The following is a 21,753-nucleotide window of genomic DNA, read 5'->3' on the forward strand; positions in this document are numbered from 1 at the left end:
TTTATGACTTGGTCCTAATAGTAATATATAATACCTTTTCTGTTTATGCAAATATTTCTTTAGTCTAACTTTTCTTTAAAAGCAGCATTATTTTCTACATAGCGCTGAAGATACTGGTACTCTGGCTTATCGAGTAAATTGTTTTCAATAATCCATTGAGCATCATTCCTAGCCGTCTCTAAAGCTCGATAATCATGGACCATATCAGCAACCTTAAACTCTGGAACACCACTTTGCTTTCTCCCGAAAAAATCCCCTGGACCTCGTAATTGCAGGTCCTGTTCCGATAAGGCAAATCCGTCAGTAGTCTCCGCCATAATCCGCATTCGCTCTTTTCCTGTTTCCCCCTTAGGATCAGCAATTAATATACAATAGCTCTGCTTAGCTCCTCTACCAACTCGTCCGCGTAATTGATGTAATTGTGATAGCCCGAATCGTTCCGCATCATAAATAACCATTACAGTTGCATTTGGAACGTTCACCCCAACTTCAACAACCGTTGTCGAAACAAGGATTTGTACTTTATTCTCAGCAAACTCTTTCATAACCGCATCTTTTTCGTCGGTCGATAATTTTCCATGCATTAATCCAATTTTCACTTCTTCTGAATAGAAACTATGTAATTGATGGAAAACGTCGACAGCATTTTGAATATCTAATTTATCAGACTCTTCGATAAGTGGACAAATTACATAAGCCTGTTCTCCCTTCGCAACTTGATTTTCGATGAACTGCAGCACACGATCTAATGTATTTTCTTTCACCCAATATGTTTCTATTTCCTTTCGTCCTTGAGGCATTTGATCAATCACCGATACATCCATATCACCAAATGAAGTAATCGCCAAAGTCCTGGGTATTGGCGTAGCTGTCATAAATAACACATCTGGAAACAGCCCTTTTTCACGTAGTGCTCGCCTTTGTTTTACACCAAAGCGATGCTGCTCATCCACAATAACAAATCCAAGGTCATTAAAAACGACATCCTCTTGAATTAATGCATGTGTTCCGACAACAATATGTATTTGATGCTCTCTAATTTGTTCAGTAATTTCTCTTCTCTTTTTCCCTTTTACTGAACCTGTGAGTAATGTAATTTTCGCTTTATCTTTAAACAGTTCCACTAATGAGTGAAAGTGCTGTTCAGCTAAAATCTCAGTCGGCACCATGAGGGCACCTTGCTTTCCGGCTGTAATCGAAGCATATAAACAGATGGCAGCTACCGCTGTTTTCCCTGAACCTACATCCCCCTGTAACAGGCGATTCATTCGATACGAGGATTTCATATCAGCAAGTATTTGGTTTAGCGATTTTTGTTGGGCAGCAGTTAGTGTAAAGGGAAAACCTTTTATAAAGTCCTGAACAAGATCCGATTTATATTGCTGTGCATTTCCTGTCGTCGCCTCACGTTTTAATTTCCGTAATAATTGCATTTTTAATTGAAACAATAAAAATTCCTCGTATATAAATCGGCGCCTAGCATGTTTTAAATCAACACGATTTAAAGGAAAATGCATGGACTGATACGCATCTTTCCTTAATGGCAGCTTATAGTTTATTAAATAGGTTTCTGGTAAAATTTCTTGTATGCGATCGGCATACGAAGAGAGAGCTTGTTGAATTGCCTTTTTTAATTTAATATTAGAAATATCACCTTTCAAGGAATAGAAGGGCTGAATTTCCGCTTGTTGACTTGCTGGCCCCTTTTTATAATTGCTAACCGTAATTTGCAATCGGTGTGCATCCCATTTTCCTGTTAACGTCACCGTATCACCTTGTTTTAATTGCTTTTTGGCGAATGCCCGATTAAACATTACAGCTTTAACTGCAACTCCTTCTACTTCAACAGTAAAAACGAGTCTTGATTTCTTCTTTCCATAAAAAGTAAGAGAAGGATCATGAATCACCCTTCCCTCAATCGTAACTTTATCTTCATGAACCAACTCACTAAGTGGTCTTATTTCAAATGTATCGTATCGGTAGGGGAAATAGTTTAATAAATCTTCAACCGAATAAATATTCAATAATGCAAGATTTTCTGCGAATTTCCCTCCGATTCCTTTTACATTTGTTACGGGATCTAGTAGCATGACAATCACTCTTTTCCACTCTTCTAACTTGTTATTCCGAATAATTTATCCTTTAGAAAACGTCCGGTTGGGGTATCTGCTAGTCCACCCTCGCCAGTTTCACGTAAGCTTGAAGGCATTTGCTTACCAATACGATACATAGCACCGATAACTTCATCACATGGTATTCTGCTAGTAACACCTGCTAATGCCATATCTGCTGAAACTATAGCTAATGATGAACCACCTGCATTTCGTTTTACACAAGGAACCTCCACTAATCCAGCAACAGGGTCACAAACAAGACCAAGCATATTCTTTAATGTCATTGCGAAAGCCTCAGCAGATTGCTGCGGAGTACCTCCAGCCATTTCAACAATAGCAGCAGATGCCATCGCTCCTGCTGAACCTACCTCTGCCTGACACCCACCTGCTGCACCAGAGATAAATGAATTATTAGCAACCACAAACCCAAAAGCGCCTGCTGTAAATAAATAACGTATCATTTGTTCTCTTGATGGATGAAGTTGGTTTTTAACCGCAAATAGTGTCCCAGGTACACAGCCTGCGCTTCCAGCTGTCGGAGTGGCACAAATTGTTCCCATCGCGGCATTAACTTCATTTGTTCCCATTGCTTTACTAACTGCATCCATCAATAAGTTACCAGACAACGGGGTTTTTTCTTTCATATAATTTTGAATTAAGACGGCGTCTCCACCGGTTAAACCTGTTACTGATTCAACTCCCTTTAACGCATCTTCAATTGCATTTTCCATTACTTGTAGATTCGTTTCCATCTCTTCAAATAACTGCTCACGTGTCTTTTCCTTTACTTCCATTTCCTGGCGAATCATTACCTCAGAGATCGAAATGCTATCTTTCTCTGCAAATTCCACTAATTCCTTTACCGTACGAAACATAAGATTCCCACCTTTCCTGTTAAAATCTAGCTGACAATTTTTGAGATTTGTATAATATGATCTGCATTATCCAATTCTTTCAATATCGAATCATCAATGTTCTGATCAACTTCAATTACCATGAGTGCTTCTTTTCCTACGTCTTTCCGATTAACTTCCATATGACCAATATTAATTTGATACTTAGCTAGGATCGTTGTTACCGAAGCGATTGCTCCAAATCGGTCGTTGTGCATAATTAATATAGCTGGATGATTTCCAGATAAACGTAGTTCAAATCCATTTAGTTCTGTAATTTCTACCTTTCCACCACCTATGGATATTCCTACTAACTCAAGAGATTCTGTGTCATTTCCAACTATAATACGAGCTGTATTAGGATGATCAACTGCAGCGCTATCCTCAATAAATTCAATCTTAAGATTCTGCTCTTTTGCTAGCTCCAGGGCATCTTTCATACGTGGATCATCTGTATCAAAACCTAAAAGGCCACCAGCTAATGCGAAATCGGTACCGTGACCCTTATATGTTTTGGAAAAGGATTCATATAAATGAATTTTTGCCCATGTTGGTTCTTTTCCAAATAGAGATCTTGCAGCCTTTCCAATTCTAGCTGCTCCGGCTGTATGTGAACTAGAAGGCCCAATCATTACCGGACCAATAATATCAAAAACTGAATTATATTTCATTATTAACCACCGCCCATTTACACGTTTAATCAACTTACTGGGAACATTTAAAAACTGCAACTAAAATTTCGTTATATGATATATTCCCTCTTTAAATTATAACAAAAAAACGATTAATAATCATTTTCGTTATTATTATAAACGAATGAAATTGTATGCGTGGGTTGCAATTCCACTTCAGTATAAGGGAAATTGACGAAGTTTAATAAAAAAGCTATAATATTAATTTGTGGATTATACGTTTATAATCGGGTGGGAGAGGGACAGGAATTTAATGAGGAGTTAATATGCCTGATAGTAAACACCAAGATCATCTGCAATCAAACTTAAAGCAAGAATTGATTGCTGGTATTATTGGTTATTTAACAACAATGTATATCATTGTTGTTAATGGATCAATTCTTAGTGAGGCAGGTATTTCCATTGAAAGCGGCATGATCGCAACCATTCTTGCAAGCTTTGTTGGCACTTTAATCATGGGAATCGTAGGGAAGCTTCCGTTAATTCTTATACCAGGAATGGGAATCAACGCTTTATTTGCGTACTCCATTGTACAAGGAACAAACCTATCATTTCAGGAAGGCTTAGCCGTCATTCTAATTGCTGCTGTTATCTTTCTAATAACGGCATTTACTAAATTAGGTGTGATCTTAAAAGACGCTATTCCTAGCTCTTTAAAGCATGCAATTACAGTTGGCTTAGGTTTTTTTCTTATCTTAATTGGTTTAGAAAAAAGCGGATTAGTTAAGAGTGGCACGAATACCATCGTTGCAATTGGAGACTTTACTTCTCCAACCGTAATTGTTAGTTTATTAACATTGTTCCTTGCCATTTTCTTATTTGTAAAGAATATCCCAGCTAACTTTTTGCTAACAATGATAGCAGGTACGATCCTTGCATCCATTGCAGGTATTATTGAAACTGGAAATAAAGCTCTATCAATTACTTGGGATGAGCTGCTGTTTCTTCCTTCCTTTTCAGCGATTAATGAGCTCTCTTTTTGGCTTGCGGTATTTCCATTGGCGATGATCCTAATTTTCGAAAACATGGGTCTATTACATGGACAGCTTGACATGTTGCAACGTGATAAAAGCTATAAACGAGCATATCAAGTCACCGCATTTTCAACAATTACTTGCGCATTCTTCGGCACTTCACCAACTGTATCAGCTGCTGAAAATGCTGCTGTGATTGCTTCCAAAGGGAAAACTGGAAAAACAGCTGTGATTGCAGGAGTATTGTTTTTAGGAACATTATTCATTATACCTTGGATTACAATGATTCCCAATACTGCAATCAGCCCAATTCTAATTATTGTTGGCTTTCTAATGGTGCAAAATATCCGTCACTTACCTTTAGATGATCTATCAGAAGCTCTTCCAGCTTTTTTAATTGTTGTCATGATCCCTTTCACGTATAGCATTGCTGACGGTATGGCATTTGGATTTATTGCATACCCTATCGTGAAATTTGCGATTGGAAAACAACGCGAATTATCAACAGCATTAGTTGTTATATCTGGTTTATTCCTATTTGATTTCATCATGAAGATTATCGGAATATGAAAATTGCCGTTTATTTGGGCGATTTCAGCTTGTAGAGAACACACAGTTGTTTTGCTACAAGCTTTTTTCTTGCTATTAGGAGTACAAATCATTCTCTTTCCCATGGATAAGCGCATTCTTTGTAAAGCCTACGTTAGGTGATTTCGGCTCCGCTCACTCGTTCCAGTGCAAAGTGGAAGGTGCCTTCGCTCCTTAATTAGTCCTAAAATGTTATATTTCGACAATCACTGTCTTCATCGCCTGTTCCATGATCGAAACAACTCAGCCCCAACACTTAAGCGTTCTAATAAATTAAGTTTCAGAAAATAACTAAAAACAAGACTGGCGAAAGCGTTTCGCCAGTCTTGTCATTCACTCTACAGAAAAAATATAAGAATATATCGGCTGATTGCCATTGTGTACTTCAATCTCTATATCTTCATAGGTTTCTTCAATATATTCAACTAATATTTGAACTTCCTTATCTTCAACGTCTTCCCCTTGAAGAATTGTTAATATCTCGTCTTCCTCGGAAATCATCTTATTAAGTAGTAACTTCACTGTTTCTAGTTTATCTGGGTCTGTAGCAATAATTTTTCCATCTTCAATCCCCATAAAATTACCGTTTTCAATGGTAATTCCATCTATCTGTGTATCTCGAACTGCATAAGTAACCTGACCAGTCTTAACCTGTTTTCGAGCTTCATCCATTGCTTGCTGATTAGTATCTAGATTTGCATCAGGATGGAAAGAAAGCATTGCACTAATACCTTGAGGGATAGTCTTTGTAGGTACAACTCGTACATTTTCATCAGCTAATTCAGCTGCCTGGTCAGCAGCCATTAAAATGTTCTTATTGTTTGGCAAGATGAGTACATTTTTTGCATTGGCTTGTTGGATTGCATCTGTAATATCTTGAGTACTTGGATTCATGGTTTGTCCACCTTCAATTACGACAGACGCTCCAAGACTTTCTAAAAGCTCTTTCAATCCTTTGCCCATAGCAACTGTCACAATTGCATAATTTCCTTTTTCTGTTGATACTTGTGATTTATCTTTATTTCCGACAAGAGCGGTGTGCTGTTCACGCATATTTTCGATTTTCATATTGACTAGGCTTCCATACCGTTGTCCCATCGTTAGACAGTCCCCAGGGTATTCGGCATGGATGTGGACTTTTACAAGTTCATCATCTGAAACTACCAATAGGGAATCTCCATGTTCACTAAGTTCGTTACGGAAAGTAGTTTCATCAAAAGGGTGCTCCGCTAATTTTTCATCTTCAAATTTAACCATGAATTCTGTACAGTACCCATATTCTATATCAGAGGTATCCATGAAATCTTGTGTGACTTTATGATGTTCCGCATTAATCATTTCATCCATATCAATGTTCGAATTATCCTCTGTAAGTTCTTCACCTTTTAGTGCAGCTAAAAACCCTTCATATATAGTTACCAAACCTTGGCCACCAGAATCAACAACGCCAACTTCCTTTAATACAGGAAGCAGATCAGGTGTCCGTTTTAGAGATGCTTTCGCTTCAACTACAATTTGATCCATTAACTGGATAATATCCTTTTCTTTCTTGGCAATGGCAACAGCTTGATTACCTGAATCCTTTGCCACTGTTAAGATCGTTCCTTCAACAGGCTTCATTACAGCATTATAAGCAGTAGATACCCCGCTTTCAAACGCCTTAGCAAGTTCGTCTGATGTAACCGCTTCTTTTTTTTCTAACCCTTTTGAAAATCCGCGAAAAATTTGGGATAAAATCACTCCAGAGTTGCCTCTAGCTCCCATCAATAATCCTTTCGCGAATGCCTCAGCCACAACGGAAGCATTGGTGCTGTTAATTTGCTTAACCTCATTTGCACCAGATGTAATCGTCAAATTCATATTTGTTCCTGTATCACCATCCGGAACAGGGAATACATTTAAAGCATCAATGTTTTTTGCATTATTTGATAAATGATGTGCTCCGGACAGGAACATTTGGGTCAGATCCGAGCCATCAATCTTCTGTAAACTCACTTTTATATTTCCTCCTCTATAAACAAGAGCTTTCACGACTAATTTATAACAAACGTCAGAGCCGACACTCCATACGGTTAAAATGAATACTAGTGCGATTCTTTCGGTAACTTACTCTTGTGAAACGCGAACTCCTTGAATATAAATATTAACAGAGTCAATTTCTAATCCTAATGATTGACTTAACGTATATTTTACTTGCGATTGAACATTATGCGCAATTTCAGATATTTTTGTTCCATAACTTACAATAATATACATGTCAATATGTAAGTTATTGTCTTCTTGACGTACAATTACTCCTTTGGAATAATTTTCTTTCTTTAATATTTCAGCAATTCCATCTCTAATTTGACTTTTAGATGCCATCCCTACTATACCATAGCACTCAACTGCCGCACCGCCGGCGATTGTGGCAATAACCTCATTCGTTATTGTTACTTGACCATCATTTGTATGAAGTTCAATGGACATATGAATCCTCCTTATAATACCTGCTCACATTACCTAAAAACATTCTACTACATGCAGAACCATTTTAAAAGTAAAGATAAACGTATATAAAAAATACCCCTTTAACAATGTACGATTTACGTTAATCTGTCAAGGCTTTTCTCTTGATATGTGAAATAATGTTATTCTCATGGATTGAGTAGAAAAAGATTCATTGCATTCTAACAGGAGTTATGGTAAATTGTATAAGTATGAAAATGCAATTACATGGAAAAGTAGGAGGGATAACATGGCCAGAAAATGTGTTGTAACTGGACGTCAAACTCGCAGTGGAAACCAACGCTCTCACGCTATGAATTCCAATAAGCGTAAATGGAAAGCTAATGTACAAAAAGTACGTATTATGGTAGATGGTAAACCGAAAAAAGTTTATGTTTCTGCACGTGCCTTAAAGTCAGGAAAAGTAGAGCGCGTTTAATATACGAAAATACCACTTATCACATTAGTTATGAAACAAGCACCTTTTGAATAAAAGGTGCTTGTTTCTATGCATTAAGAAAAAAATAAGCTTCTGTCATCTGACAAAAGCAAATTCAATTTTACTTCTCTTTCTTGAAGGTACCAATAATAACTCTGACAAATCCACCGATAAATCTTGGGAGCTTAATCGTATAAAATTTCATGAGTTCGCCCTCCTCTTTTAACAAACAAAGCTATCTAGGAATCGTATCACGACTCTTTATTAATAATAGTATGCCTTCGTTGTACGAAAAAGTACCACTATTTCCAATAAGCTTGTTTGATATGCAAAGTGTGGACCCCCATGTAACGGTCGCATCCATCAATGGATAATAGAAATTTGATAAGGTAAGCCCTTTAACTTCGTGCGAAAACGGAACAAACGAGATGTTGGGATAGGTATCGTCATATTCGATAGAATATTCTCCAGCAAATGTTAATTCAATATAATTTGTTTTATCCAGAATGATCCCTTTTATACCTTTACGAGCGATTTCATATAGTAATTGAATATTAATGAGCTCATGATCCATCCTTCCACCAGTAACACCAATTAAATAAATGATATCAGGTTCTAGCTCGAACGCTTTATTCAATGCAATCTCTAAGTCTGTTTCATCTTTGTCAGACGGATATTCGTTAAAATAATTGGCATAGGAAATGATTGTTGCTTTCTCTTCATCTGTTGTGGAATCAAAGTCACCAACTGCATATTCCAGTTGTAACCGATGTTTAATGACTGATAATGCCCCACGATCAGCACCTATCCAAAAGTCAACGGTGTTCCGTAAGCTAGAAAAATCAGGGTACCACTCTGGACCATTTCCAATTATAGCAATAGTTTTCACTTTCAATACTTACTCCTTTAATGCCGCTTTAATATCTTCAATCGCTTGTCGACGATTTTGCTGAGAAAAGATGGCACTCCCTGCTACTAGTACATCAGCACCCGCATCGGAACATAATTTAGCAGTAGATGCTTTAATTCCACCATCCACTTCAATTTCAAATTCAAGTCCTTGTTCTTTACGCCATTGGGCAACTTGTCTAATCTTTTTAACCGTATTTTCGATAAATGACTGCCCACCAAACCCTGGATTTACAGTCATAATTAATACCATGTCAATATCACTTAAAACTGGTAATAATAATTCAGCTGGGGTGGCTGGGTTAATTACTACACCGGCTCTTACTTGTTGATCCTTGATTAATTGAATGGTTCGATGTAGATGAGGGCTTACCTCTTGATGTACGGTAATAATATCTGCTCCTGCCTTTGCAAATTCCTCAATATAACGATCTGGATCTTCAATCATTAAATGGACATCTAGCGGTAGCTTCGTTGTTGGACGAATTGCTTCTACCACTAATGGACCAAGAGTGATATTCGGTACGAAACGACCATCCATCACATCTACATGTATATAATCTGCTCCTCCCAATTCTACGTCGTTGATCTCTTTACCAAGCTTTGCGAAATCCGCTGATAAAATAGATGGTGCAATTTTTGTCATTACTAATACCTCGGCTTTCTTGTTTGTATTTCTTCGAAAAAACGTAAATAATGGTCATAGCGATAGCTGGGAATTTCGCCTTCTTCTACCGCTGCTTTCACAGCACATTTGGGCTCTTTATGATGCATACATCCTCGAAATTTACAACCTTGCCTTCTCTCTCTTATTTCAGGAAAACAATCTGCCAATTCTTCTAATGATATATCTTGAAAGTCTAAAGAACTAAATCCAGGGGTATCTGCTACCAACCCTCCATACAGTGAAATTAATTCAACATGTCTAGTAGTGTGCTTCCCTCTACCCAAACTATCGGAAATTTCTCCTGTTTTTAATAATAAAGACGGATCAATAGCATTTAATAATGAAGATTTGCCCACACCAGACTGTCCCGCAATTACAGTAATGTTATCTTTAAAATAACTTTCAACAACGGAAAGTGTTTCGATATTCTCTACAGAAAGCATCTCCACCTGATAGCCGATATTTTCATAGTCACGTTGATAAGAGACAAGATTTGCTTCTTCTTGACCTGCAATATCCATTTTGGTTAGAAAAATAACCGGTTGAATATCCTTTGATTCCACTAATACAAGAAACCGATCAAGCAAGGTCGTATTAAAGGCTGGCTTCATTGCAGAACAGACAATAATAGCCTGAGTTATATTGGCAATCGGCGGTCTAACCAGTTCATTTTCTCGTGGATGTATTTCTACAATATATCCTTCATGTTGTCCGCTAATATCAAAGGTCACCATATCACCGACAAGTGGGGTAATATTCCTTTTACGGAATACCCCCCTGCCTTTACACTGATATGTTTCGCCTTCTTTTGATTCAACATAATAAAATCCGCTCAAAGCCTTTTTAATTCTGCCTGTTGCCATTTATTCACCTTCTTCATAAGTTACTGTTTTCTCTGATATCGTATCGTCATCGCGCTTTATAATATATTCTGCTTTACTATCCGGAGCAATTGTCAATGTAAATTCATACTCTGTATCTTCAGTAATTGTATCTTCTTTATATACTTCTGATATATCATGTTCCATATCATCAATATAAATTTGGACCGTTTGTTCGATTGGTTCTTCATCTATTTCTCCTGATGTATCTGGGTTATAAGGTACAGTAAATGTGACTGTATGTGAAACTGGAGGCTTTTTCTCTGGTCCTGTAGAAATATAAACAGTTACTGACTGACCTTCTTCTAACTCCGTGTTCGTACCTGGATCTTGACGAATAATTTCCCCTTCCGGTGTCGTTTCCGAATTTTCCTCTACAACTTCCATAGTTAAATTATTGCTTTCTAAATAATCTCTTGCCTCTGCCTCAGTCATTCCTTTAAGATTATTTAAATTAATGGTCTTCGGTCCACTACTCACACGAAATATAACTTTTGTTTCGCTTGGGACTACTTCACTATCTGCTGTAGGTTGAATCTGATTGATAATTTCACCAACAGGTTGATCCGAATTTTCTTCATATGGATCTAGAACTTCATATCCTTCATCTTCCAAGAGTCTTTTTACTTGATCAAAATCCTTTCCTTCATAATTCTCAAACGTTACTTTTTCTTTTCCTTTACTAATAAATACGGTAATATTCGACCCCTCTTTTACTGTACTGCTAGCTTCAGGACTCGTTCTAACTACATTGCCTTCTTCTATATCTTCCGAGAATACTTCTTCGCGGTTAACAACCAGTCCTAGTTCCTCTAATTCGCTAACTGCATCCGTATATGAGTTATCCGTTACATCGGGAATAGTTACATCTTTTGGCTGAAATAAATCAGGAAACGCAAATAAGGTAACAGCAGTTGCTACTAATAATAGCAGTACAATGACTGGAATTACCCATTTCTTTTTTTTCCTTTGTTGCTTTTTTGCCTTTTTGTCTTTCTTCTTCTTTTGTTTTTTTGCTTTCTTATTTGAAGTCGGCTTGTCCGGTTCTTTATAAGGTTTGGTTGGCCCATTGGTCTGATGAATGATTGTATCTCCATCATTTACATTGTCTCCGACATCATCCGTTATGATTGGAATAGCCTTTGTTTCTTCACCAGCTTCCGATGGAGGTGTAAATACCTCCTCATTTAGTTTCGCTGGATGCAACGCGACTTCCAGTGCTTCTTCTAAATCATAAATTGTCTCATAACGATGGAACGGATCCTTTGCAGTTGCTTTTAATACAATGTTCTCCACACTCTGAGGTACATCCTGGTTATATTTCCTAACAGATGGTGTATCGCTCTGTAAATGTTTTAATGCAATCGAAACGGCAGATTGCCCAGAAAAAGGCAGCCTCCCAGTTAATAACTCATATAGTACAATCCCAATTGAATATATATCAGATTTTTTCGTAGCCATTCCTCCTCTGGCTTGTTCAGGTGATAAATAATGGACCGAGCCGAGGATAGAATTTGTTTGTGTTAATGCCGTAGCACTTAAAGCAATCGCAATACCAAAATCAGTTACTTTTACTTGACCATATGCATCAATTAAGATATTTTGCGGTTTAATGTCACGATGAACTAAATCGTTAGCATGAGCGTGAGCAATTGCTGCCGCTATCTGTTTCATAATGTCCAGTGCTTCCTGAACATCTAACGGACCGTTCTTTTGTATGTATTCCTTAAGTGTCATACCATCTACGTATTCCATTACCATGTAGAGAAGACTATCTTCTTCACCTACATCATATATGTTAACAATATTCGGATGGGAAAGACTTGCTGCTGAATGAGCCTCTCGATCAAAACGAGCAATAAACTCCTCATCATTTGCATACTCTAATCGCAGCGCTTTAATAGCAACATCTCTTTCTAAGATTATATCTCTTGCTAAATAAACATTCGCCATCCCTCCGCCACCAATTGTATCTTTAATTTGATAACGATCACTAAGTAGATGGCCGTTTAACATAACCATTCACCTTCTTCCTCAGCAGCGGTATACTGAAATAGAATAAGGGAAATATTATCTTCTCCACCACGTTCATTTGCTAGAGCTATCATTTTTTCACCGGCTTCGTATAACCCATCTGTTGTTTGCATTAATTCAAATAATTCTTCATCAAGCACTTTATCTGTTAAGCCATCTGTACATAATAAGAGTTTATCATCTTCTTCTAATCCTAGGGTTTTAACATCACTATCAATTTCTTCTTCCGTTCCTAATGCTCTTAAAACCACATTTTTTCGTGGATGACTTATTGCATCATCTTTTGAAATTTGGCCGGATTGTACAAGCGCATTGACAAGAGAATGGTCCTCAGTAACCTGCTTTAAACCTTCTTCTGTATAAAAATAACATCTGCTATCACCAATATGTGCAATTGTCATAAAATCTCCGATAACAATAGCTACAACAATTGTAGTGCCCATTCCGTGGCATTCTTCGTTTTCTTGAGCATGCTGAAAAATGGAGGCATTTATTTCAATCATTACATTGCTAATCCACGTTTCTGTCGCTTCTGGTGTATGTAATTTTCCACTCTGTTCCCATTTTTCTTCTAATAAAGAGGTCGCCATCTGGCTTGCTACATCTCCGGCCTGATGTCCTCCCATTCCATCTGCTATTACTGCTAAAAATTGGCCGGATGTATTGTAGAAAATCCCGCCAGAGTCTTCGTTATGTGTTCTAACCAGTCCCCGGTCAGTTAAAAAATGAGCTTTCATTATTTCACCCCTTTTGTTCATCCAATAACCTTGTTAACTTACAGTATTACACAATCTTTGTAATAAAAGAAGTCTATTCACTACTTTTTCGCTTCAATCTTGTAAGGAAAAAGCCATCTGTATTAAATGTATGAGGGAAAATCTGAAGTCCAACTGAACTAATGCCAATTGAACCACGTAATGGTTCCGGCAACTCATCAAAAAACGTTTTATCTACTTGCCAGCATTCATTTTGGCCCAAAAACCGTCTTACAACGGTTTCATTTTCTAGTTTATCGGTTGTACACGTACTATAAACCATAGTTCCTTCTTCTTTTAATAATGTAGAGACATGATTTAGAATATCCAATTGAATAGAGGACAATTTTTCAATGTCATTTTCGGTTTTATGATATTTAATTTCCGGTTTCCCTCTAATCACACCTAATCCTGAACAAGGAGCATCGATCAAAATACGATCAAACGTATGAACAGGATACAACTCTTGTAATTTCCTAGCATCATAGGCTAAAGCTTGAATATTGGTTAAGTGTAATTGATCTGCCTTTTCCTTAACCAATTTTGCTTTTTTCGCATGGAGATCATGTGCATAAACTTCTCCATGATTGCGCATCTTTTCTGCAATATGTGTTGCTTTACCGCCTGGCGCACTGCATGCATCCAATACTTTCATATTTTGTTCAGGATGGAGAATCTCAGCAACCAACATGGAAGTTTGATCCTGTATAGTAACATAATCTTCTGTAAATAATTTACTCTTCAAGATATTTCCGTCCACGATAATTATACCTTGAGGTGAGAAGAGTGATGGTTCAACTTCTAATCCTTCACTAGTCAACTGCTGTATGGCTTTCTCTCGGGTTACTTTTAAGGGTTGAACACGTACGGTTATTGGCTTGTGTTTCGTGTTGGTCTTGCACATTTCTTCGGTAATCTCTAATCCATATTGATCAATCCAACGATTGACTAACCACATAGGGTGACTTGTAGTTATTGCTATTCTTTTATTCCTATCTTGAATTTGATTTGTTTCAGGTACACCTTTCCGTTGAATCGACCGTAGTACTCCATTCACAAAAGAAGCACTTCCTTTATGCCCCCGTGTTTTAGCAATTTCTACAGCTTCATGTATGATTGCATGGTCTGGAATCCGATCTAAGTATACCATCTGATATATCGACATGCGTAATAGCATTTTCACCCAAGGCTGTACCTTTTTCCCTTGTTTGACGAATGCTTCTAAATAAAAGTCCAACGTCATCTTTTGTTGTATCGTCCCATACACGATTTCGGTAAATAAACCTTCATCTTTCGCAAGAATTCTTCCAGACTTTAATTCCTCATTTAAAACAAGATGGCTAAACCCTTGGTCTTTGTCAATACGTATAAGCACATCTAAAATTGAATTTCTTAACTGATTTGTTTGCATTTAAATTATTCACCCATTATTTGTCCGATTTTAATTCGATCTGGATTACCTTGCAGATAATCCTTTACAGTCATCCGCTTTTTACCAGCAGGCTGTATCTCCGTAATCTCAAAAGCCTGTTGATGTCCACATGCTACAACAATACTTGCATTGTTTGGCTTATCAATAATTTCACCAGCAGTATACCCGTTATTCCTATCTTTTACTGGCTTGCCCCACCAAATTTTCATTGGCTTTTTTTCATAGTTCGTAAATGCAACAGGCCACGGATGCAAACCTCGAACATGATTATAGACTTGTTCTGCATTCTTACTCCAATCAATTTTTTCTTCTTCCCGTCTTATATTTCTTGCGAAGGTAGCTTTATCATTGTCTTGTTGTATTGGTTGAATTTGTTTTTTGAAAAGCTTTGGAATGGTTTGTTCTAACAATTGTGAACCGGCTTTTGAAAGTTTATCATGTAGTATCCCTACATGATCATCAGCATCAATCGGGACACTTTGCTGTGTTAATATATCACCAGCATCTAACTTTTCCACCATATACATAATGGTTACACCTGTTTCTTTTTTCCCTTGTAAAATCGCATAATGTATCGGAGCACCACCACGTAATTCTGGAAGTAATGAAGCATGTACATTAATACATCCATATTCCGGTGTGGTTAATAATTCATTTGGAAGGATTTGACCATACGCTGCTGTTACAATCAAATCAGGTTGATATGCAAGAATCTCCTCATAATTATTCTTTAATTTTTCTGGTTGAAAAACCGGCAGATCATGCTGTAATGCTTCTTGTTTCACAGGTGTAGGAGTAATCGTACGCTTTCTTCCTTTCGGGCGGTCAGGCTGTGTTACAACGAGTACCACTTCATAAGGGGAATGAATGAGTGTTTGAAGAACTGGAACAGAAAAATCTGGTGTTCCCATAAAAACAATTCGTTTCATCTTATTACCTACTTTCTGGTTTTGGGGTTGTTTACATGAGATGATATGGTTGCATATCTATGGTGATTAGAATATCTTCTTTCCGAATATCAGCAGAGAATTGATCTAAAATTTTGGCTAAATACCCTCGCAACTCTGGTTCATTTCTGTATTTTATCATGCATTGGTAACGATATCTATCCTTAATACGCGGGATAGCAGAAGGAGTTGGACCTAAAATTATCGTCTCGTCTTTCACCAATTTGTTTAACATTTGAACAAAACGCTGCGTCGTTTGAACTACCTTAACTTGATTAGGATGAGAGATTGTTATAAGTGCCAAAAAATAATAAGGCGGATACTGAAATGTTCTCCTCATTTGCATTTCTTGTTTATAAAACGTCATAAAATCATATTTGCTTGCAAGTTCAATACTATAGTGATCTGGTGTATAGGTTTGAACAATTACTTTTCCTGTCAATTCATGACGGCCAGCTCGTCCGCTTACTTGAGTTAAGATTTGAAATGTTTTTTCAGATGAGCGAAAATCTGGCAAATGCAGCATTGAATCTGCAGTAAGAACTCCTACTAGAGTTACATTCTCAAAGTCTAAGCCTTTAGCGATCATTTGCGTACCTAATAGAATATCCGCCTCTTTGTTAGCGAATTGATTTAAAAGCTTTTCATGAGCTCCTTTACGTCTAGTTGTATCTACATCCATTCTTATTACACGGGCCTCTGGTATCAATTGCGTTAATGCTTCTTCTACTCGCTGCGTCCCCGTTCCAAAATAACGGATGGTATCACTTCCGCATTCCGGACAGTGCACAGGAACCTTTTCTTCGTAAGAACAGTAATGACATTTTAACTGGCTGCTTTTCTTATGGTAAGTAAGTGCAATATCACAATGCGGGCATTCATTTACATGTCCACAATCCCGACACATAACAAAAGTAGAATAACCCCTACGATTTAAAAGTAATACGATCTGCTCTCCTTTTTGGATACATTGCTGTATCTCCTCTTTCAGTTTTCTCGAAAACATCGTGCGGTTTCCAGCATGAAGCTCATCACGCATATCAACAATCTCGACTGGAGGAAGCATCTTATTATTCGTTCGTTTATCCAAAGTAGCTAACTTATAGACACCCTTCATGGCTCTAGCATAGGATTCCAAAGTCGGTGTAGCACTACCTAAGATGACTGGACACTGATGTGTTTCTCCTCTATATATGGCCACATCTCTCGCATGATAACGAGGCTGATCTTCTTGTTTATAGCTAGTTTCATGTTCCTCATCAATAATGATGACACCAATCTGTTCAAATGGAGCGAATATAGCTGACCTCGCTCCTACTACTACCTGCACTTCTTTTCGTTGAATACGGCGCCATTCATCATATTTCTCACCCGCAGATAAACCGCTATGCATGACCGCGACATTAGATCCAAACCTTCCCTTAAATCGTTTAACCATTTGTGGAGTTAGTGATATTTCCGGCACTAATACAATTGCTTCTTTTCCTTTATGAATGACATCTTGAATAACCTGTAAATATATTTCCGTTTTACCACTACCAGTTATACCGTGCAGCAGGAAAACATGATGTTCATTTTCAGCAATTGCTTCTTTCATCGGCTTTATAGCGGCTGCTTGCTGGTCTGTTAAGGGTAAATCAGTTGTCTGTGAAAAAAGGTGATTCTCATAAGGGTTACGGAATAATTCGGTTTGATAACTTTCTATTAATCCTTTTTCCTTTAATATATTAACTGTATTAGCCGTTGTTTGAACTTTTTTTAGCAGTTTTTGTTTTTCTATTGGATTTGGATTTTCCAAAAAATGGTTTACGAGCTGCCTTTGCTTTTTAGCATTCTTTGGTAAATCGAGCAATTGCTCTTCTAGTTCATGCAGCTGCTTTGCTGGTTTGAGCATGGTTCGAAATTTTTTTGTGATTCTCGATTTAACCAAATACTCGATGGATACATCACCATCCTTCACAGCTTTAGAAAGAACCCCGTATTTTAAGGTTGACGCAGTAAATTCCTCGTAGGCGATGCTATCTCTACCAGCAAATAAGGCTTCCAATTCTTTAGAAAGCAACGCTTCGGTATTAAGCACAATCTCTTTTTTATATGTGGCTTTTAATACTTGTGGAAGCATCACTTGTAATGCAGTAATCTGTAAACTTACCGTTTGATTGGCTAGCCATTTCCCTAAATCTAATAACTCCTTTGTTAGTACAGGATGAAGATCCAACACATCAATAATCGACTTCAAGCTATTATACGAAGAATTTTCAGTAGCACCAACAATAAAACCCATCACTTTCCTAGGACCAAACGGAACAATTACCCGCATACCTATTGTTGCTATATCTTTAAATTTATCAGGGACTCTATAGTCAAAGGTTTGGTTAATCGAAGCTGCAGGCACATCAACAATTACATTGGCTATATTCACACGACCTCATCCTTCAAATCGTTTGCAATTAATGTTAATAACTGTGTAGCAATTTCTTTTTTTGATGCTAAAGGAATCGATTCCGTGTTTTGATGCTTATTGATGTACGTGACTACATTCGTATCTCCTTCAAACCCTGCACCTTCTGCTGCAATATTATTAATAACAATAGCATCTAAATTTTTATATGCTAACTTCCTCAATCCATTCTCAATTGGTTCTTCGGACTCCGCAGCAAAACCCACGAGAAATTGACCTTCTTTTCGTTCACCAAGCGAATGTAATATATCTTTAGTCCTTTCCATGGCCACTTGCCATTCACCATCTTGCTTTTTCATCTTTTGATCATAGATTATTTTTGGGCGATAATCTGCTACCGCAGCTGCTTTAATAACAATGTCATTACTTGCAAAGTTCGCATGCATCGCTTGATACATTTCTTCAGCCGTTAAAATATCAATTCGGTTTATTTGAGGGTGGCTGACAACTTGCGAAGTTGGCCCAGCTATCAAAGTAACTTCAGCCCCTGCTTGAGCAGCTGCTTCCGCTAGAGCAAACCCCATTTTTCCTGAGGAACGATTTGTGAAAAAACGTACTGGATCAACCTTTTCTCTAGTCGGTCCAGCAGAGATCAAAACATGTTTACCTTGTAAAAACCTTTCTTTGTCGTCAACATTGCCTTCTGCCTTTTTTGATAACTGATGAGATTCTATTGTCTCAATAATGGTTGCTGGTTCTTCTAACCTCCCCTTACCAACATAGCCACAAGCTAAATATCCGGCTCCAGGTTCAATAAAGTGGTATCCCCATCCGTCTAATTGCTTCATATTTTGAATTACTGCTGGATGTGCATACATATGTACATTCATCGCTGGAGCAATATAAACATCTGCTTGCGTAGCTAATAAGATGGTGGATAGCATGTCATCCGCAATTCCGTTTGCAAGTTTCCCAATAGCATTAGCAGTTGCTGGCGCTAATATAGCTATATCAGCCCAATCAGCAATATCAATATGTGCAATTTTAGCAGGGTCTTTTTCATCAAACGTATCTGTATAGACAGCGTGACGAGAAAGCGCTTGGAAAGTTAAAGGAGATACAAATTTAGTTGCATTTTCTGTCATTACAACTTTTACATTCGCACCTTTTTGCGTTAGTTTACTTGTAAGTGCACAAGCTTTATATGCTGCAATTCCTCCAGTAACACCGAGCAGAATATTCTTTTGATTGACCATTGACCTCAAATCCCCTTTCTACATTCCATACATAAACGGTTTTCTCTATTAATAGTTATAACACAAACTAAAAGTAGAAGAAAAAACCCTCGCTTATACATCGCGAGGGTACTTGTTTATGACCGGCTATATTGATAACTCCTCTTCTAAATAAAGCTTTTCTGCATACACTTCCTCAAGTGCCATGCCCACATACTTATGCGACTTAGGATTATCAACCAATACCTTTTTTGTTTCACTAATCTGTCTTGCACGCTTGGCCGATAAGGTTACAAGTGTATATTTTGAATTAATTTTAGTCTGCAGTAAATCAATAGACGGTTCTAACATTACAATTCATCCTCCAATAATTGTTTATATTGTTTTGCTATTCTTTCACGCTTTAAATGTTCACTTTGTATAATCGATTGTATTTTTTCAACAGCAAGATCTACATGGTCATTTACTACAACATAATCATAAGCATCCATCATTTCTATTTCTTTTCTCGCTTCTTTTAATCGATTTAGTACAAGCTCCGCGGACTCCGTGCCTCGATGGACGATGCGATTCTTTAACTCTTCCAAACTTGGGGGAAACAGAAAGATAAAAACACCTTCAGGAAAATTTTCCTTTACCTGAAGTGCACCTTGGACTTCGATTTCCAAAAACACATCATGACCTGCCGCTAATGTTTCTTCCACATAATTACGAGGCGTGCCATAATAATTATTGACATATTTTGCGTATTCTAGTAGTTGATTCTGCTCAATCAACGCTTCAAATGCTTCTTTTGTTTTATAGAAATAATCTACGCCATCTTTTTCACCAGGCCTTTGCTGACGAGTAGTCATCGAAATTGAGTATTTTAAATCCGTATCCCGACTAAAAAGTGCTTTTCTAACTGTTCCCTTTCCAACACCGGAAGGCCCGGAAAGAATAAAAAGGATTCCTTTTTCTTCTATCAAAACATTTCCTCCTAATTTTCGTCCGATACTTCCTCATGACTTAATACACGCTGCCCTACCGTTTCAGGTTGAACAGCTGATAACACGACATGGTCGCTATCTGTAATAATAACGGCTCTTGTTCTTCTTCCATATGTAGCGTCTACCAACTTATTATTATCCCTTGCTACCGTAATAATTCGTTTGATAGGAGCTGATTCCGGAGAAACTATGGAAATTACTCGATTTGCTGAAACAACATTTCCAAAACCAATATTAATTAATCGTAAACTCAAAATGAACCCTCCGTATATTCTTACTCTCTATTCTAGTATCATTATACGTAAAATAGGACCCAAAACTCAAATATTATTCGATATTTTGTACTTGTTCTTTTAATTTTTCAATTTCACTCTTTAATGCTACTGTATGCTCACTTATCATCCCATCCATTGATTTTGAACCGATTGTATTTGCTTCTCGATGCATCTCCTGAGCAATAAAATCTAGTCTTCTGCCAATGGCACCCTCTAATACCATCGTACGTTTAAAATGAGAAATATGACTGAATAACCGAGTTACTTCTTCAGAAATATCTCCTTTTTCAGCTAGAAGCACGATTTCTTGATGGATTCTAGAATTATCCAAGTCTATTTCATCTGTTAAATGCTGTTCTACTCTATTTTTTATCCGTTCACGATATTCTTGAATCACTACAGATCGCCTCATTTTAATTTTATCGATCGTAGCTTCCATCGTATGTAGTCGATGTTGCAAATCAGTAATTAAGTACGCACCTTCACTTTGGCGCATTTCAACTATCTGATGACATGCATCTTTAACAACAGCTAGTATTTCCTTTTTAAGATGATCGGATTGTGTTTCTTCTTCCTGTACTGTAAACACTTCGGGAAGCGCTGTAATAATCGTTGGGGGAATATCATGATCATTGAGATCGTAATGTTGTTTCATTCGCTTCATTTCATTCATATATTGGTCAACAAGATTCCAATCTGTTGTTAGACGCCTTTGAATAAGGTCATTTCCCTCAATACGAATAAACACTTCCATTTTTCCTCTATGAAATAAAGACTGTACCATTTTCTTCACTTTATCTTCCATAAATAAAAAAGAAGGTGGTAATTTCACACTAACATCTAAGAATCGATGATTAACACTTCTCATCTCTACCGTAATATTTGTTTGTTCAAATGAAATACTACTTCTTCCATATCCAGTCATACTAAAGGCCATTAAAATCACTCCACATCTAATTATAAGCGGATGGAATACAATTTGAAAAGTGTTATGTTTACATTTTCCGTTATTTTCGATTATAAAATAATGTTATTTAAATG

Annotated in this window: 21 protein-coding genes; 2 read left to right on the forward strand and 19 right to left on the reverse strand. The window is 37.3% G+C overall.

Annotated elements, in window-relative coordinates; genetic code table 11:
• Positions 1-59: 59 nt before the first annotated feature.
• From recG to sdaAB, 3 genes are read right to left on the reverse strand one after another with little or no spacing between them, the layout of a single operon-like run.
• Entirely contained in the window at positions 60-2,090 is a 2,031-nt protein-coding gene (gene recG / locus BN990_RS11780; protein ID WP_038244415.1) for an ATP-dependent DNA helicase RecG, read from the reverse strand.
• 23 nt (positions 2,091-2,113) lie between these two features.
• Positions 2,114-2,989 (reverse strand): L-serine ammonia-lyase, iron-sulfur-dependent, subunit alpha, encoded by an 876-nt coding sequence (gene sdaAA, locus BN990_RS11785; protein ID WP_021291616.1) that lies wholly within the window; start codon positions 2,987-2,989, stop codon positions 2,114-2,116.
• 26 nt (positions 2,990-3,015) lie between these two features.
• Positions 3,016-3,678: an L-serine ammonia-lyase, iron-sulfur-dependent subunit beta gene (sdaAB, locus tag BN990_RS11790; protein ID WP_038244418.1), complete on the reverse strand. Its 663-nt coding sequence runs from the start codon at positions 3,676-3,678 to the stop codon at positions 3,016-3,018.
• Positions 3,679-3,965: 287 nt separating this feature from the next.
• Here sdaAB and BN990_RS11795 point away from each other — a divergent pair, with 287 nt between their 5' ends.
• Positions 3,966-5,243, forward strand: coding sequence for an NCS2 family permease (locus tag BN990_RS11795; RefSeq protein ID WP_021291618.1), 1,278 nt, complete (start codon positions 3,966-3,968; stop codon positions 5,241-5,243).
• A gap of 351 nt (positions 5,244-5,594) precedes the next feature.
• Here the strand turns inward: BN990_RS11795 and BN990_RS11800 are convergent, their stop codons facing one another.
• Together BN990_RS11800 and BN990_RS11805 are read right to left on the reverse strand one after the other, a co-directional pair.
• A complete protein-coding gene (locus tag BN990_RS11800) occupies positions 5,595-7,256 on the reverse strand; it encodes a DAK2 domain-containing protein (protein ID WP_038244419.1) in 1,662 nt (553 codons plus the stop codon).
• 111 nt (positions 7,257-7,367) lie between these two features.
• The gene (locus BN990_RS11805) at positions 7,368-7,730 is read right to left on the reverse strand and encodes an Asp23/Gls24 family envelope stress response protein (protein WP_021291620.1); all 363 of its coding nucleotides are present in this window, start codon (positions 7,728-7,730) and stop codon (positions 7,368-7,370) included.
• Between the two features lie 268 nt (positions 7,731-7,998).
• Here BN990_RS11805 and rpmB point away from each other — a divergent pair, with 268 nt between their 5' ends.
• Complete coding sequence (gene rpmB / locus BN990_RS11810) at positions 7,999-8,187, forward strand: 50S ribosomal protein L28 (RefSeq protein ID WP_021291621.1); 189 nt, start codon at positions 7,999-8,001, stop codon at positions 8,185-8,187.
• A gap of 121 nt (positions 8,188-8,308) precedes the next feature.
• Here the strand turns inward: rpmB and spoVM are convergent, their stop codons facing one another.
• From spoVM to BN990_RS11880, 14 genes are all read right to left on the reverse strand, one after another.
• Positions 8,309-8,392 (reverse strand): stage V sporulation protein SpoVM, encoded by an 84-nt coding sequence (gene spoVM / locus BN990_RS11815; protein WP_021291622.1) that lies wholly within the window; start codon positions 8,390-8,392, stop codon positions 8,309-8,311.
• Between the two features lie 30 nt (positions 8,393-8,422).
• Entirely contained in the window at positions 8,423-9,076 is a 654-nt protein-coding gene (locus BN990_RS11820; protein ID WP_031335598.1) for a thiamine diphosphokinase, read from the reverse strand.
• Between the two features lie 9 nt (positions 9,077-9,085).
• Positions 9,086-9,742 (reverse strand): ribulose-phosphate 3-epimerase, encoded by a 657-nt coding sequence (gene rpe / locus BN990_RS11825; protein ID WP_021291624.1) that lies wholly within the window; start codon positions 9,740-9,742, stop codon positions 9,086-9,088.
• A 2-nt stretch (positions 9,743-9,744) separates the two neighbouring features.
• Positions 9,745-10,626: a ribosome small subunit-dependent GTPase A gene (gene rsgA, locus BN990_RS11830; RefSeq protein WP_038244422.1), complete on the reverse strand. Its 882-nt coding sequence runs from the start codon at positions 10,624-10,626 to the stop codon at positions 9,745-9,747.
• Positions 10,627-12,660: a Stk1 family PASTA domain-containing Ser/Thr kinase gene (gene pknB, locus BN990_RS11835; protein WP_038245226.1), complete on the reverse strand. Its 2,034-nt coding sequence runs from the start codon at positions 12,658-12,660 to the stop codon at positions 10,627-10,629. It abuts the gene before it with no gap.
• Positions 12,654-13,415 (reverse strand): Stp1/IreP family PP2C-type Ser/Thr phosphatase, encoded by a 762-nt coding sequence (locus tag BN990_RS11840; RefSeq protein ID WP_021291627.1) that lies wholly within the window; start codon positions 13,413-13,415, stop codon positions 12,654-12,656. The genes pknB and BN990_RS11840 overlap by 7 nt, the downstream gene beginning before the upstream one ends.
• Before the next feature lie 73 nt (positions 13,416-13,488).
• Positions 13,489-14,844 (reverse strand): 16S rRNA (cytosine(967)-C(5))-methyltransferase RsmB, encoded by a 1,356-nt coding sequence (rsmB, locus tag BN990_RS11845; protein ID WP_038244438.1) that lies wholly within the window; start codon positions 14,842-14,844, stop codon positions 13,489-13,491.
• Positions 14,845-14,849: 5 nt separating this feature from the next.
• Positions 14,850-15,794 (reverse strand): methionyl-tRNA formyltransferase, encoded by a 945-nt coding sequence (fmt, locus tag BN990_RS11850; RefSeq protein ID WP_021291629.1) that lies wholly within the window; start codon positions 15,792-15,794, stop codon positions 14,850-14,852.
• 31 nt (positions 15,795-15,825) lie between these two features.
• Entirely contained in the window at positions 15,826-18,234 is a 2,409-nt protein-coding gene (priA, locus tag BN990_RS11855; RefSeq protein WP_038244442.1) for a primosomal protein N', read from the reverse strand.
• The gene (gene coaBC / locus BN990_RS11860; RefSeq protein WP_021291631.1) at positions 18,231-19,469 is read right to left on the reverse strand and encodes a bifunctional phosphopantothenoylcysteine decarboxylase/phosphopantothenate--cysteine ligase CoaBC; all 1,239 of its coding nucleotides are present in this window, start codon (positions 19,467-19,469) and stop codon (positions 18,231-18,233) included. Before coaBC ends, priA begins: the two co-directional genes overlap by 4 nt.
• 126 nt (positions 19,470-19,595) lie before the next feature.
• Positions 19,596-19,799 (reverse strand): DNA-directed RNA polymerase subunit omega, encoded by a 204-nt coding sequence (gene rpoZ / locus BN990_RS11865; protein ID WP_021291632.1) that lies wholly within the window; start codon positions 19,797-19,799, stop codon positions 19,596-19,598.
• Positions 19,799-20,416, reverse strand: a complete 618-nt coding sequence (gmk, locus tag BN990_RS11870; RefSeq protein ID WP_021291633.1) for a guanylate kinase — start codon at positions 20,414-20,416, stop codon at positions 19,799-19,801. Before gmk ends, rpoZ begins: the two co-directional genes overlap by 1 nt.
• Positions 20,417-20,427: 11 nt before the next feature.
• Positions 20,428-20,691 carry an extracellular matrix/biofilm regulator RemA gene (gene remA, locus BN990_RS11875; protein ID WP_021291634.1) on the reverse strand — a complete coding sequence of 88 codons (264 nt, stop codon included), beginning with the start codon at positions 20,689-20,691 and terminating at the stop codon, positions 20,428-20,430.
• Between the two features lie 73 nt (positions 20,692-20,764).
• Positions 20,765-21,649 (reverse strand): YicC/YloC family endoribonuclease, encoded by an 885-nt coding sequence (locus BN990_RS11880; RefSeq protein ID WP_021291635.1) that lies wholly within the window; start codon positions 21,647-21,649, stop codon positions 20,765-20,767.
• Positions 21,650-21,753: the final 104 nt, after the last annotated feature.

This window comes from Virgibacillus salexigens, from assembly GCF_000723585.1.
Classification (GTDB): Bacteria; Bacillota; Bacilli; order Bacillales; family Amphibacillaceae; genus Virgibacillus; species Virgibacillus salexigens.